General features: G+C 64.2%; 16 protein-coding genes. 9 read left to right on the forward strand and 7 right to left on the reverse strand.

All coding sequences use genetic code 11. From position 1 onward, the window contains the following. Positions 1-63: 63 nt before the first annotated feature. On the reverse strand, positions 64-711 hold the full coding sequence (locus ACVWYI_RS18590) for a TetR/AcrR family transcriptional regulator (protein ID WP_247346687.1): 648 nt from the start codon (positions 709-711) through the stop codon (positions 64-66). A 101-nt stretch (positions 712-812) separates the two neighbouring features. Here ACVWYI_RS18590 and ACVWYI_RS18595 point away from each other — a divergent pair, with 101 nt between their 5' ends. The 5 genes from ACVWYI_RS18595 (at position 813) to ACVWYI_RS18615 (ending at position 4313) form a co-directional block, all read left to right on the forward strand. After that, complete coding sequence (locus ACVWYI_RS18595) at positions 813-1826, forward strand: ABC transporter substrate-binding protein (protein WP_456662835.1); 1014 nt, start codon at positions 813-815, stop codon at positions 1824-1826. 288 nt (positions 1827-2114) lie between these two features. Beyond that, the gene (gene minC / locus ACVWYI_RS18600) at positions 2115-2813 is read left to right on the forward strand and encodes a septum site-determining protein MinC (protein ID WP_247440496.1); all 699 of its coding nucleotides are present in this window, start codon (positions 2115-2117) and stop codon (positions 2811-2813) included. A gap of 21 nt (positions 2814-2834) precedes the next feature. After that, positions 2835-3650 (forward strand): septum site-determining protein MinD, encoded by an 816-nt coding sequence (gene minD / locus ACVWYI_RS18605; protein ID WP_354103577.1) that lies wholly within the window; start codon positions 2835-2837, stop codon positions 3648-3650. Beyond that, the gene (minE, locus tag ACVWYI_RS18610; protein WP_247346707.1) at positions 3647-3928 is read left to right on the forward strand and encodes a cell division topological specificity factor MinE; all 282 of its coding nucleotides are present in this window, start codon (positions 3647-3649) and stop codon (positions 3926-3928) included. The genes minD and minE overlap by 4 nt, the downstream gene beginning before the upstream one ends. 199 nt (positions 3929-4127) lie before the next feature. Further along, entirely contained in the window at positions 4128-4313 is a 186-nt protein-coding gene (locus ACVWYI_RS18615; RefSeq protein WP_247346709.1) for a hypothetical protein, read from the forward strand. A 13-nt stretch (positions 4314-4326) separates the two neighbouring features. On the opposite strand, the gene ACVWYI_RS18620 is transcribed toward ACVWYI_RS18615, so the two are convergent. The 4 genes from ACVWYI_RS18620 to ACVWYI_RS18635 all read right to left on the reverse strand — a co-directional run bounded on the left by ACVWYI_RS18620 (position 4327) and on the right by ACVWYI_RS18635 (position 6810). Further along, positions 4327-4572, reverse strand: coding sequence for a hypothetical protein (locus tag ACVWYI_RS18620; RefSeq protein WP_247346711.1), 246 nt, complete (start codon positions 4570-4572; stop codon positions 4327-4329). A gap of 135 nt (positions 4573-4707) precedes the next feature. Then, positions 4708-5097 (reverse strand): hypothetical protein, encoded by a 390-nt coding sequence (locus ACVWYI_RS18625; RefSeq protein ID WP_456662836.1) that lies wholly within the window; start codon positions 5095-5097, stop codon positions 4708-4710. A 92-nt stretch (positions 5098-5189) separates the two neighbouring features. Beyond that, positions 5190-5420 carry a DUF6894 family protein gene (locus tag ACVWYI_RS18630; RefSeq protein ID WP_211396093.1) on the reverse strand — a complete coding sequence of 77 codons (231 nt, stop codon included), beginning with the start codon at positions 5418-5420 and terminating at the stop codon, positions 5190-5192. Positions 5421-5799: 379 nt separating this feature from the next. Then, a complete protein-coding gene (locus ACVWYI_RS18635; protein ID WP_456662837.1) occupies positions 5800-6810 on the reverse strand; it encodes a hypothetical protein in 1011 nt (336 codons plus the stop codon). 318 nt (positions 6811-7128) lie between these two features. Here ACVWYI_RS18635 and ACVWYI_RS18640 point away from each other — a divergent pair, with 318 nt between their 5' ends. After that, on the forward strand, positions 7129-7746 hold the full coding sequence (locus ACVWYI_RS18640) for a L,D-transpeptidase (protein WP_456662838.1): 618 nt from the start codon (positions 7129-7131) through the stop codon (positions 7744-7746). A 7-nt stretch (positions 7747-7753) separates the two neighbouring features. Here the strand turns inward: ACVWYI_RS18640 and ACVWYI_RS18645 are convergent, their stop codons facing one another. Beyond that, positions 7754-8185 (reverse strand): COG4315 family predicted lipoprotein, encoded by a 432-nt coding sequence (locus tag ACVWYI_RS18645; RefSeq protein WP_456662839.1) that lies wholly within the window; start codon positions 8183-8185, stop codon positions 7754-7756. 121 nt (positions 8186-8306) lie between these two features. Continuing rightward, the gene (locus ACVWYI_RS18650; RefSeq protein WP_456662840.1) at positions 8307-8771 is read right to left on the reverse strand and encodes a MarR family winged helix-turn-helix transcriptional regulator; all 465 of its coding nucleotides are present in this window, start codon (positions 8769-8771) and stop codon (positions 8307-8309) included. Positions 8772-8874: 103 nt separating this feature from the next. Between ACVWYI_RS18650 and ACVWYI_RS18655 the strand changes: the two genes are divergently transcribed. The 3 genes from ACVWYI_RS18655 to ACVWYI_RS18665 all read left to right on the forward strand — a co-directional run bounded on the left by ACVWYI_RS18655 (position 8875) and on the right by ACVWYI_RS18665 (position 12375). Next, on the forward strand, positions 8875-10797 hold the full coding sequence (locus tag ACVWYI_RS18655; RefSeq protein ID WP_354103573.1) for an FAD-binding monooxygenase: 1923 nt from the start codon (positions 8875-8877) through the stop codon (positions 10795-10797). 155 nt (positions 10798-10952) lie between these two features. After that, positions 10953-11924 carry an SH3 domain-containing protein gene (locus tag ACVWYI_RS18660; protein ID WP_456662841.1) on the forward strand — a complete coding sequence of 324 codons (972 nt, stop codon included), beginning with the start codon at positions 10953-10955 and terminating at the stop codon, positions 11922-11924. A gap of 223 nt (positions 11925-12147) precedes the next feature. Continuing rightward, positions 12148-12375 (forward strand): hypothetical protein, encoded by a 228-nt coding sequence (locus ACVWYI_RS18665; RefSeq protein WP_247440514.1) that lies wholly within the window; start codon positions 12148-12150, stop codon positions 12373-12375. Positions 12376-12394 lie beyond the last annotated feature (19 nt).

The following is a 12394-nucleotide window of genomic DNA, read 5'->3' on the forward strand; positions in this document are numbered from 1 at the left end:
GGCCGCCTTGCCGCTGGTCGCAAGCCTAACCGGCCTTGAGGAAAGTTTCAACCAGTTGGTTGATTACGGCCGGAGCGAATGCAGCACGAGATCGGCGACGTGCCGGCGGCGGGCGCGGCGCGCGGCCCGGCTCGACAGGTCCTTGCCGAAGATCGCCGACAGCGTCGGCGTATTCGAGAGATAGAAATAGCCGAGGCCCGCAATGGAGATATAAAGCTGGATCGGGTCGATCCCCTTGCGGAACATTCCGGCGCGGACGCCCTCGTGAAGGATGTGGGACACGCTCTTCACCAGCGGCGAATGCATCGCCTCCAGCCGCGTCGAGCCGCGGACATGGCGGGCGCCGCCGCGGTTCTCGTCGTTCAGAAGCACGATGAAATCGGGGTTTGCCGCGAGGTAATCGAATGAGGCCTCGATCAGTTTGCGGATCGCCTTTTCCGGCGGCAGGCCCTCGAGATTGAGCTGGCGCTCCTGCTCGCGGATATCGGCGTAAACCCATTCGAGCACAGCAAGATAGAGCGAATCCTTGTCGCCGAAGTAATGGTAGACGAGCTGCTTGTTGACGCCGGCGCGCTCGGCGATCTCGTCGACGCGGGCGCCGGCAAAGCCGTGCCGGGCGAACTCCTCGCGCGCCGCGGTGAGTAGCTTCTTGCGTGTGGCGACGGGGTCGCGCCGCTGCGGCACGGTGTCGCCTGAACGTTTTGCGGGCATTTCCAACCAAACAGTTGACAAGTGGAGGGCGGCCTTGTTGCATTGGTATCCTCACGGGGGGAGAGCGACAAGCCGGGTCGCGGGCAACGAGGAGAGATGCGATGAAGCGTTTGCAGGCGGCGGGCTCCCTGGCTTTGGCCCTGATGCTCGGTTCACCGGTCGTGCCGGCGACCGCGGGCGAGGCGGTCAATCTGATCCTGAACTGGACGCCGACGGCCGATCACTCGCCCTATTATTACGCCAAGGCGCAAGGCTGGTACGAAAAGGCGGGCATCGACCTGACCATCGAGGTCGGCAAGGGCTCCGGCGTCTCCGCCGCCAAGGTCGGCTCCGGCGGCTCGCCCTTCGGCGTCGCCGATCTCGCCACCATGCTGGTAGCCAAGAGCAAGGGTGCCGACACTGTTGCCGTGATGAGCGTCTACGCCAACACCGGCCAGACCTTCTACTGGCTGAAGAGCTACGGCGTGAACGGGGTGAAGGATTTTGCCGGCCACAAGATAGGCAATCCGCCCGGTGATGCTTCGCGGGTGATGTGGCCGGCCTTTGCGAAGGCCGCAGGGCTCGCGCCCGACTCGGCCAGCTTCGTCAATATCGGGCCGACCGCAAAGATCGCGGCGCTCAAGAGCCACACCGTCGATATCATCAGCGACTTCTACAACGAGCACGATTTGAAGGTGATCGAGTTCGGGCCCGATCTCGGCTATGTCAACTGGAAGGACATCGGGCTCAACCCTTACGGAAATTCGCTGATCGTCAACGGCGGCTACCTGCAGAAGAACCCGAAGCTGGTCGAGGATTTCGTGCGCGTCACGCAAAAGGCCTTTGCGACTTGCGTCGCCGACGCCGCGCCCTGCCTGAAGGCGCTGCTCGACCAGGTCTCCGGTCTCGACAAGGAGAACCAGGAGCGCCAGTGGGAGCGCATCAAGTTCTTGATGACGGACGAATTCACGACGACGAAGTCGCTCGGCTGGATCGACGGCGAGCGGATGAAGAAGGACTACGAGCTGGTCCAGACCTATCTCGGCATGGAGAAGCCGTTCGACGTGACCACGGCGTTCACGACCAAGATGCTGGATCCCGCCATCAAGATGGATGCGAGCAAGGTGAAGAAGTAGGGGGCATCCGTCATCGCGAAGGGGGCGTGCGCCGCATTCTGATCTCGTGCCCCGGACGCAGCGCAGCGCCTCTTCGGCGGTGCGCTGCGTCCGGGGCCCACTCGCCGGGAGCAGGCCGTATGGCTTGGATCCCGGCTCTGCGCAGCAACGCTTGCGCGTTGCAGCGCGTCCGGGACACGAGGCGCGAATACCGGCCGCCTCCACGTAGCCCCACGGAGAAATTAACCAGCCATTAACCATATCGGCCGCATCGTTAACCATTCAATAACTGGGAACGAGTCGGCCGATATGGAGGCTGCAGTAAAACCTCAACGCCAAATGGTGCGCCTGCGCGGGCGCTCCTATGTGGCTTTCGTGTTCGTGCCGACGGTTCCGATCCAGGACTGGCTGCAGGAAATCGACACCACCATCGCGCGCTCGCCGGGCTTTTTTGCCGGCAGGCCCGTGGTGATCGATCTGTCCTCGGTCGATCTCAGCCAATCCGGGATCGGCCATCTGCTCACCAGCCTCCAGGACCGCAACATCCGCGTGCTCGGCATCGAGGGTGTGGAGGAGGCGCGGTTGACGCCGACGATGCCGCCGCTGCTGTCGGGCGGGCGGAGCTGCGTGGTCGAGCCGAGCGCGCCCAAGAAGCCTGAGACCAAGGTCGAGACCAAGCCGACCTCGCTGCTGCTGGAGACCCCCGTGCGCTCCGGCCAGACCGTGATCTTCCCCGAAGGCGACGTCACCATTCTGGGCTCGGTCGGCTCCGGCGCCGAGGTCGTCGCCGGCGGCTCCATTCACATTTACGGCGCGCTGCGCGGCCGTGCCATGGCGGGCGTGAACGGTCACACGAGCGCACGCATCTATTGTCAGAAGATCGAGGCCGAACTGCTTGCAATCGATGGCTTTTACCAAACCGCCGACGATATCGACGCGGCCCTGCGCGGCAAGCCGGCCCAGGCCTGGCTCCAGGGCAACACCATGCGAATTACGGCACTGAACTGACCAGCAAAGGAGATATTTCAGATGAGTAAAGTACTGGTCGTGACATCAGGCAAGGGGGGCGTCGGCAAGACGACGACGACCGCCGCGCTGGGGGCTGCGCTGGCGCAACGCGGCGAAAAGGTCGTCGTTGTCGATTTCGACGTCGGCTTGCGCAACCTCGACCTTGTGATGGGCGCCGAACGCCGGGTCGTGTTTGACCTCATCAACGTGGTGCAGGGCGTGGCCAAGCTGCCGCAGGCGCTGATCCGCGACAAGCGGCTCGAAAACCTCTGGCTGCTGCCGGCCTCGCAAACCCGCGACAAGGACGCGCTGACGGAGGAGGGCGTGGGCAAGGTCATCGACGATCTGCGCGGCCGCTTCGACTGGGTGATCTGCGACAGCCCGGCCGGCATCGAGCGCGGCGCCTCCATGGCGATGCGCTTTGCCGACGAAGCCGTGATCGTCACCAATCCGGAAGTCTCCTCGGTGCGCGATTCCGACCGCATCATCGGTATGCTCGATTCCAAGACGGTACGGGCCGAGAAGGGCGAGCGCGTCGAGAAGCACATCCTCATCACGCGCTACGATCCCTCGCGCGCCGCGCGCGGAGAGATGCTGACCATCGAGGACATCCTCGAAATCCTCGCGACCCCCTTGCTCGGCATTATCCCCGAGAGCCAGGACGTGTTGAAGGCCTCCAACGTTGGTACACCGGTGACGTTGTCGAACGCGGACGGCGCACCCGCGCGGGCCTATATCGACGCGGCGCGGCGACTGTGCGGCGACACCGTGCCGATGCAGGTGCCGACCGAGCGCAAGGGCTTCATGGATCGTCTGCTGCGACGGAGGGCTGCATGAGCATGGGTCTGCTTCGGCTTCTCCGCGGCAAAAAGGCTTCGGCACCCGTCGCTCGCGAACGGCTGCAGATCCTGCTTGCCCATGAGCGCGGACTGCGCGGCCAGCCCGATCTGCTCGGTGTGCTGCGTGAGGAAATTCTCGCCGTCGTCTCCAGGCACGTCACGCTGGATCCGACCAAGGTCATCGTCCGGCTCGATCGCGGCGACGAGGTGTCGACCCTGGAGGTCGATATCGAAGTGCCCAATGACTTCGAGCGTAAGCGGGTCGCGGTCGCATAGGGACGCGGCCGAAGGCCCTTCAAGTTTGGGGTGGGTGATAGGGCGGTCCGCTGGGCATAGCGGGCCGCCTTTGTCATTTGTGTTAGTCGGCCGATGTGATCGGCACCTGGCGGAACGGGACTTGCGGCGAAATCGTTGTCAACAACCCGCGGAACAGCAGGAGCGATGCACCGCGGTTTAGTCAAACGGGAGAGCGCCCATGATGACCGAGGTCCAGGTCCATACCGTCGCGCGCCAGATGCTAGAACAGCATGGTTTCGCGGCGATTGCGAAGGCCGCCGAGCAGGCCCAGGCTTGCGAGGGCCGCGGCGAGGCCGATGACGCCAAAGAGTGGCGTCACATCGCCGACGCGATGAAGATCATGCGCGGTCCGCACCAGAGCTGACACTCCCGCGCGCTCATCGCTCGCCGCGGTCGGCGCCCTGCGGCGTGCGATTCTGGGTCTGCGGCTGGCTGCGCTCGCCTGTCTCCTTGCAGGGCAGCGGTTCCCATGAGCCGTCTGGCGCCTGCTGATAGGCGCTGCAGGATGGGGACGCGGACTTGTCCTCGCCCTTCTGGGCGTCGGAGTTCTTCGCCAGCACCGGCGCAGTGAGCACCGTAGCGAGGACAAACGCTCCGGCGAAAGCGACATGCATGTTCCGCATGAGGGGTCTCCTGTTCGAGGTCGAAGGGGTCCTGCATGCTGGGAAGGGGTCCTGCATGCTGGCAAGAATTGTGACAATTATTAGCCGCGACAGCGCCTTCGCCGTCGCGTGCTAACGCGGTGAGGAACCGCCTTGCTAGCCGCCCTTGCTGCGGATCAGGCCGGCGAGGTTGGTCTTTTGGGCTTCGCACCAGCTGGGCATGCCAAGACGGCGCTGGTTGAGATCGGTCGCCTGGGTGGCCACCGCGACCTCGGCCATCAAATCGTCGTCCTGCTTCTCGCCCATCTTGCCACCGGTGTGCATCCAGGCGATCGCCTTGCGCACCTTCTCGGTGGTGCCGTCGGGCAGCTGCATCTGCTCCGCCTTCTGCACCAGGCCCTGGTAGACGACATCCGTGCCCGGACATTCGACCTTGGCGGCGAAGGCCTGCAAGACCAACGTGACATAGGTCGAACGTGGATGGTCGGCCGCTTGGGCCGGCGCCGCCAGCAGCAACAGGGCCGTCATCAGAAAACCAGTGCGCATCCTTGGTACCTCCCCGCATTTTTGGGAAGGCTAGCGGCTGGAGCGCCGCTCCGCAATGGGGATAGCGCGCGGCCGCGAGGCCGGCCGGCGAGCTAGCGTTGCCAGGCCGGCACGGGATCGAGCGGTGTGCGGTAGACCTCGTTGTGATCGCGGTCGGTGACGCGCACAGCGCAACCCTTGCGTTGCAACTCCGGCTTCACCTGCGAAAGTTCGGTGGCCAGTTGGTCGGCGCGGTCGGAAGCACCCTCGATGTCTTCGAGGATGATTCCGCCCTGGTTCTTGAACTCTTCACCAACCACGAGATCGAAGGAATAGTAAGGCATTCGAATTCCCCGGTATGACGAATTGAGCTTCGGGTGGACGTTTCAACACGTGACCGATGGTACCACTGAGTCGATGTTTATCGAATGAACGGCGCGCGCAATCTCTGTGCTTATGGCGCAGAAATGATGTGCAACATTCAAGTGCGTTAAGATTTTATTAAATATGTCGGCGCGATCATGAGGCATGGAATTGCAGCAGAACCGGGCTCCGGGAACCGGCAGCTGCAAGAGAAGGCCGCCGGCATAGATCCCGACGGCCTTTTCTCTTGATGCGAAACGCGCGAAGCGTCGCTTCCCGTAGTTGCCCGGACTCAACGCATCATATCGACTCGGACAGCGTCCTTAGTCGCAACCCTCTGCATCGTCGCGTGACGATCGTTCAGCGCAGCGGCATTGGCGGACGCACGACAGGTCCATCGTCGTCGGCAACGGCTTGCGTCGTTATGGGCGCAGCTGGCGGTGGGACCGCGGCCGCCTGCGAAGGCGGCGGTGCGAGCGGCGCAGGCGAATAAGCCGGCATGTAAGTCTGCGACACGGCCGGCTTCGGCTTGCGAACCGGCGGCGCCGGAGGCCGCGCGGACACGCGCGCGCGCGGATCGACGGGCGGCCTCGCATCGGCCACCGGCTTTGGCGCGGGCGGCTTCGCCATCTCGCGCGCCATCTGCTCCTGTCCGGCCTTCAACTCGGCGATGTTGACCTTGAGCTGCTCGATCTGCTGCGCCATCGCGGCGAGATCGCGCGTCATCGATTGCACCGATTGTATAGGATCGGACTGTGTTGCCGTGGGCACGGCTGCTGCAACCTGAGTTGGAGGCGGCGCCACGGATTGATCGGTCGCTTGATCCGCTGCGGCTTGATCCGTTGCGGCCTGCTCCGCAGGTGGCGCGGCCTGCGCGGCGGCGACCGGTGCCGTCTGCGACGTCGAAGGCAGCAGCGACGCCAATGCCGGCGTCCATTCGGCCAGCAACTGTCTTGCAGTGTCGCCGTGATTCTCCCAGGCGACAGTGGCGGCCGCGCTGCCGCCCGCAAACAGCAACGTGACGAACGCGCCGCGCAGCCATTTGCCGGCGGAGGATCGCTTCTGCCGGCCGCGACCATCACTGGCCGCGATGCGCACGGCGGTGTCGACCGAAGGCACCGCCGCCTGCGGCTCCGCGACAGGACTGAACTTCGGCTCCGGACCAACTTTGGACTTTGGCGTGAACGCCGGATCTATTTTGGGCTCCGGACGGGTCGTGATCTCAGGCGCGAACGTGGGCGCAACGCCGATGGCGCGAGAGGCCAGCACCATCTCGGGCGAAATCTGCACGGCGTCGTGCGGGTCATTGTTCGTGACTGTATCCTTCACGATCTCATCGACGATTTGCCGAGAGTTCAGCGTCGCGAGCATCGCAGCTCCTTTTGATGCCTTCGTCGTCCGCATTGGCGCGAGCCGATCGGTTGAGTTGAGCCCATCCAAATCTGACGAGCCAAGCACGATGCGCACGAGTCCAGCCGGATTTGACCAAAGCAAGGCGAGGGGATGGAGACTGTGCGACGCTCTTCCACCGTTTGTGGTGATGGAACCCGCTCGGTCAAACACGCGCACGTGTTCCGCATTGCCTTGTTTTCAGCACGATTTGGGCAGCATCTGGTACCGCTGGGGGTGCTGCTATCGCTATCGGGGCCAGCGGTGCCAAAATCTTTATTCGTTCTATTCGTCGTTGCCATGTTTCCGCTGGGCGGCTGCATGCAGACGACACTTTCGCCATCAACGGATGCGAGCATGACGCCGCGCGACCGGCAGTTGCTGGCGCATGCGCCTTACGCAAAGGCGAACGTGCCCGAGCAATATCTCCGGCATATCGTCGATTATCCACGCAAGGAGCAGCCAGGCACGATCCTGGTCGATACCGATGCGCGCTACCTCTATTTCGTGCTGCCCGACGGCAAGGCGATGCGTTACGGCGTCGCGGTCGGCGAGGAAGCCATGGCGTTCTCCGGCGTGGCGCGGGTCGGCCGGTTGGCGGAATGGCCGGACTGGGTTCCGACAGCGGACATCCAGGCGCGGCTCGGACCCTATCCAGCGCGCGTCACCGGCGGTCCCGCCAATCCGCTGGGCGCACGGGGCATCTATCTCTATGCCGGCAACAAGGATACGCTCTACCGCATCCACGGCACCAACCAGCCGGAATATATCGGGCAGGCGATCTCGTCCGGATGCATCCGGATGCGCAACGAGGACGTGATCGATCTCTATGACCGGGTGAAGCTCAATTCAACGGTCGTGGTGTTACCGCCCGGACAGAGCGCGCAAGTCGAGGCGAGGCCCAGCTGGCGCGGGTGAGGTCGCCCTACTCCGCGGGCTGGGCAACGCGCCATTGCAGCGTCGTGGCATTGCCGTTGGTATCGCCCGGCGCCTTGTCGGCGGGCGAGGTGTAGAGCGGGCGATAGCGGTAGGCCCACATCTTGCTGCCGTCGTCGCGATTGATCACGGTGAAGTCGCCAACGGCCCTGGCGTCCGCCGTTGCGGCCAGCGGGATCCAGTTCTCGATGCACTTGCTGTTGCAGTTCGACGTCTTCCCGGTGGTGTCGCGTTCGTAGTAATAGAGCGTCATTCCCCTGAGATCGACGAGCTTTGGACCCTTTTTGGTCAGGACGACTTTGGCTGGCGCGACCGCGGCTTCGACCTTCGGCGGGGCAGGGTCACCACCGCCATGGCCGTTTGCGAGTGCAGGGATGGTCGAGAGCGCGACGGCCGCCGCGACTATGATGAACCTGGACATCCAAAACTCCCGAACGGCAAAGTTAATCGCGCCTTAAGCGCAGAACGGTGCCGACAGTAGCAGCCGAACGTTAGTTCCAGGTTTCGCGGGTCTGCAACAAATACGGGCAAAAATACGAGGCCTAGGCCTGCACCTCGCGCAACGGGGCGCGGCTGAGCTCGTTGCCGGCGGCGATGACCTTGTGCAACAGCCGCATCAGCTCCTCACCTTCCTTCGCGCTGAGCCCGCGCAGCATGATGCGTTGCGCGGATTCGACGGCCGGCGTGATCTTGCGCAGCGTGCGGCGGCCTTCGTCGGTGATCTCGAGCTCGCGGGCACGGCGGTCGCGGCTCGAGGCCCGGCGCTCCGCGAGCCCCTTCAGCACGAGGCGGTCGATCACGCCGGTGATGGTGGTGCGGTCGTAGGCGATCAGGCCTGCCAGCGTTACCTGGTCGAGCCCCGGATTGGCCTTGATGGTCGCGAGCGCGGCGTATTGCACCGGCGTGAGGTCGAAGCCCGCATCCCCGACCTCGGCCAGAAACACCGCCACCGCGATCTGCTGGAACCGGCGCGCCAGATGTCCGGGCATGTCGTTGTTGTCTTTCACCGGATTCTCCGTTGGGGCAGGGACGGTTGGGGTCGTTGACAGGTATACTGATAGTCAGCATACTGAGCAATATCCAAACAGAACGTTTCGCGGAGAGGTGCTCATGCAATTCCATCTCAATGGATTTCAACCGGGCGACCCTGAAATCGCCGATCCCGCAGAACGCATTCAGGCTTCCGGCGCAGCGGGGGCCGTGCCTGACGAAGTGGATGTCCTCATCGTCGGCTGTGGCCCTGCGGGCCTGACGCTCGCCGCCCAGCTTGCGCAATTCCCTGACATCAAGACCTGCATCGTCGAGCAGAAGCCGGGGCGCCTGCTGGTCGGGCAGGCCGACGGCATCGCCTGTCGCACCATGGAGATGTTCCACGCCTTTGGCTTCAGCGAGCGCGTTCTGAAGGAAGCTTGTTGGGTCAACGAGACGACGTTCTGGAAGCCGGACGAACGGATTCCGGAAAACATCGTCCGCAGCGGCCGGGTGCAGGACGTCGAAGACGGGCTGTCGGAATTCCCGCACGTCATCCTCAACCAGGCGCGGATCCATGACGGCTTTCTTGACGTCATGCGCAAAGCGCCGGCCAAGCTTGAGCCGCATTACAGCCGACGCCTGCTCGATCTCGAGGTCGATCCGGCCGCGGGTCCCGCCGACCATGCCGTGACCGTGCGGCTCGAACGGGTCGATGCGGGGAACGAGGGCAAGGTCGAGACGATCAAGGCGCGCTACGTCGTCGGCTGTGACGGCGCGCGCAGCACGGTGCGCAAATCGATCGGCCGCGAGCTGCACGGCGATTCCGCCAATCACGCCTGGGGCGTGATGGACGTGCTGGCGGTGACCGATTTTCCGGACATCCGCTTCAAAGCCCTGATCCAGTCGGCGAAGGACGGCAGCCTGCTGATCATCCCGCGCGAAGGCGGCTACATGGTCCGCCTCTATGTCGAGCTCGCCAAGCTCGACATCGGCGAGCGCGTCACCAATCGCAACATCACCGCCGAGGACGTGATCGCCAAGGCGCAGCGGATATTGACGCCGCATACGCTCGAGGTGAAGGAGATCGCGTGGTGGTCGGTCTACGAGATCGGCCAGCGCCTGACCGACAAGTTCGACGACGTGCCGGAGGCCGAGATCAACTCGCGTCTGCCGCGGATCTTCATCGCCGGCGATGCCTGCCATACCCACAGCCCGAAGGCGGGGCAGGGCATGAACGTCTCGATGCAGGACGCCTTCAATCTCGGCTGGAAGCTCGCCGCCGTTTTGCGGAAGCAGTCTGCGCCAAGCCTGCTGCATTCCTATTCGGCCGAGCGCCAGGCGGTTGCGAAAGAGCTGATCGATTTCGACCGCGAATGGGCGGGCATTCTTGCGTCCGGCGCCAAGGCCGGCGGCGCCGATGCCGCCAGGACGCAGGCCTATTTTGTGAAGCATGGCCGGTACACCGCGGGCACCGCGACGCAATACCGCCCGTCGATTCTCACCGGAGCGACGTCCCACCAGCATCTCGCGCAAGGCCTCGTCATCGGCGCGCGTTTCCATTCCGCGCCCGTGATCCGGCTTGCGGACGCCAAGCCGGTCCATCTCGGTCACGCTGCGCAGGCGGATGGCCGCTTCCGCATCTACGCGTTTTCGCCTGCGGAAGATCCGGCGGCCGAGGGCTCGGCCATTCGCGCCTTGTGCAATTTCCTCTCCGAGGCGCGGGAGTCACCGGTCAGGCGCCATACGCCTGTCGGAGCCGACATCGACAGCGTGATCGACCTGCGGGCGGTGTTCCAGCAGGATCATCGCGAGCTCGCCGTCGAGGCGATGCCCGCACTGCTGCTCCCGCGCAAAGGCCGCTACGGCTTGATCGACTACGAGAAGATGTTCTGTCCGGATATCAAGAATGGTCAAGACGTTTTCACCATGCGCGGCGTCGACCGCAAGGCCGGCTGCATGGTCGTGGTGCGGCCGGATCAATACGTCGCGACCGTGCTGCCGATCGATGATTTTGCGGCGCTTGCTGCGTACTTCGACGTCTTCATGCTGCAAGTGAATTGACGGGCCGCCACGGCGCTTGCGCGGTGTCTCGATGAACGGCGAATGAATATTGAACCGCGCGCGGTATCGGTCTCGATCTTTCGACGAATGAGACCATCGTACGCGGAACGCCCGTTCTGCTTGCGCGTTCCGACTCGAACGAGGAGGACTACGCCATGAGATTCCGAAGTGTGTTGTTAGCCGCATTGCTGCTCGCCCCGACGGCCGCACTGGCCGCACCGGGCATGGTCACCGTCTCGACTGGCCTGCGCGCCGGGCCGGGTTCGGGCTTTCCGCTGGTCGATCGCATCCCGGAGGGTGCCCGCGTCAACATCCATGGTTGCCTGCGCGGCAACGCCTGGTGCGACGTGAGCTTCTCCGATGATCGTGGCTGGGTGTCGTCGCAATATCTCGAATACCTCTACCGCAATCACTACGTCTATCTCCCCGACTATGTCGACGAGATCGACGTGCCCGTTGTCCCATTCGTGCTGACCTCGTATTGGTCGAGCTATTATCAGGGGCGGCCCTGGTATCGGCGGCATGCCCATTGGAACAGCTACTGGACCTCGCATCAGCGCGACGCGACGCGGATGACGATTGATCCGCGCGCGGCTCGCATCGGCCGCGCGGCAACGCGCGATGCGGCGATCGCACTCGGGCGCAACGGTGCAAATGTTAAGGGTGCGGCTGCGGTCTCCGGTCGTGATGCCGTGACCTCACGGCACGACGCCGCCATCGCCAGGCACGAGACTGCGGTTACGACGGACCGGAGCCGTGCTGGACGAAGCGAGCGCATCGCGCATGAGCGGACCAATCTGCAGAGCCGCAATCCGCGCGATGCGCAGGCCCGCATCATGCACGAGCAGGCTGCGAGCCGCGCGGCCGTGCGTGCGCAGCCGATGGCGCGCCCGCATGAGACGCCGCGTGTATCAGCCGCGCCCGCAAGCCGCCGTGCGATGCCCCATGTTGCCCAGCCCAACGTCAGCCACGGCTCGCCGATGAATGCTCATGCCCAAATGCCGGCGCCGCGCGCGGCTGTGCCCGCGATGCCGCATGGCGGCGGCGGCGCTCCTCACATGAACGCCGCACCGCGTGGCGGCGGTGCGCCGGCCGGCGGTCCCGGTGGCGGCCACCAAAAGCATTAAATCAGCCCAACGAAAGCCCGGCCCTCGCGCCGGGCTTTCTGCTCGGTCCGAACCGGTTCCCGGCGCGTCTAATTTAAGAAAGTTCTTCGCGAGCAGATTTCATCGATCGTAATATGTCTCCCCAAAGCTGTAAGCATTCCACTCGGGGCAGCGGGGCACGGGAGGATGAACGATGAGACAGAGCCAGGCGGAGACGCGCCGCCAAAATGTCGCGAAGCGGTCGATGACCAAGGAGGCCAAGCAGCTGTCCGAACTGATTGCCGGGCTGCGCCAATCCCTCGACGGGATTCACAAGGAGCGGTCCAGCATCAAACTATCCGGCGCCGAGATGGGCCTTCTCGACGAACGCCGAAACAATCTGCTGCTCACCATCGCAGCCCTCGACGACCGCCTTTCGGCGGTACAGGGGCTGATCGATCTCGGCCGTCCCCACATCATCCGCGTCCACTGATCGAAGCGCAGACCTGATG

This window comes from Bradyrhizobium sp. LB13.1 (assembly GCF_054056815.1).

Bases quoted from the DNA above. Each gene is read 5' to 3' on its own strand.
- ACVWYI_RS18590 (WP_247346687.1), bottom strand. From the start codon at position 711: ATGCCCGCAAAACGTTCAGGCGACACCGTGCCGCAGCGGCGCGACCCC.
- ACVWYI_RS18595 (WP_456662835.1), top strand. From the start codon at position 813: ATGAAGCGTTTGCAGGCGGCGGGCTCCCTGGCTTTGGCCCTGATGCTC.
- minC (WP_247440496.1), top strand. From the start codon at position 2,115: ATGGAGGCTGCAGTAAAACCTCAACGCCAAATGGTGCGCCTGCGCGGG.
- minD (WP_354103577.1), top strand. From the start codon at position 2,835: ATGAGTAAAGTACTGGTCGTGACATCAGGCAAGGGGGGCGTCGGCAAG.
- minE (WP_247346707.1), top strand. From the start codon at position 3,647: ATGAGCATGGGTCTGCTTCGGCTTCTCCGCGGCAAAAAGGCTTCGGCA.
- ACVWYI_RS18615 (WP_247346709.1), top strand. From the start codon at position 4,128: ATGATGACCGAGGTCCAGGTCCATACCGTCGCGCGCCAGATGCTAGAA.
- ACVWYI_RS18620 (WP_247346711.1), bottom strand. From the start codon at position 4,572: ATGCGGAACATGCATGTCGCTTTCGCCGGAGCGTTTGTCCTCGCTACG.
- ACVWYI_RS18625 (WP_456662836.1), bottom strand. From the start codon at position 5,097: ATGCGCACTGGTTTTCTGATGACGGCCCTGTTGCTGCTGGCGGCGCCG.
- ACVWYI_RS18630 (WP_211396093.1), bottom strand. From the start codon at position 5,420: ATGCCTTACTATTCCTTCGATCTCGTGGTTGGTGAAGAGTTCAAGAAC.
- ACVWYI_RS18635 (WP_456662837.1), bottom strand. From the start codon at position 6,810: ATGCTCGCGACGCTGAACTCTCGGCAAATCGTCGATGAGATCGTGAAG.
- ACVWYI_RS18640 (WP_456662838.1), top strand. From the start codon at position 7,129: ATGTTTCCGCTGGGCGGCTGCATGCAGACGACACTTTCGCCATCAACG.
- ACVWYI_RS18645 (WP_456662839.1), bottom strand. From the start codon at position 8,185: ATGTCCAGGTTCATCATAGTCGCGGCGGCCGTCGCGCTCTCGACCATC.
- ACVWYI_RS18655 (WP_354103573.1), top strand. From the start codon at position 8,875: ATGCAATTCCATCTCAATGGATTTCAACCGGGCGACCCTGAAATCGCC.
- ACVWYI_RS18660 (WP_456662841.1), top strand. From the start codon at position 10,953: ATGAGATTCCGAAGTGTGTTGTTAGCCGCATTGCTGCTCGCCCCGACG.
- ACVWYI_RS18665 (WP_247440514.1), top strand. From the start codon at position 12,148: ATGACCAAGGAGGCCAAGCAGCTGTCCGAACTGATTGCCGGGCTGCGC.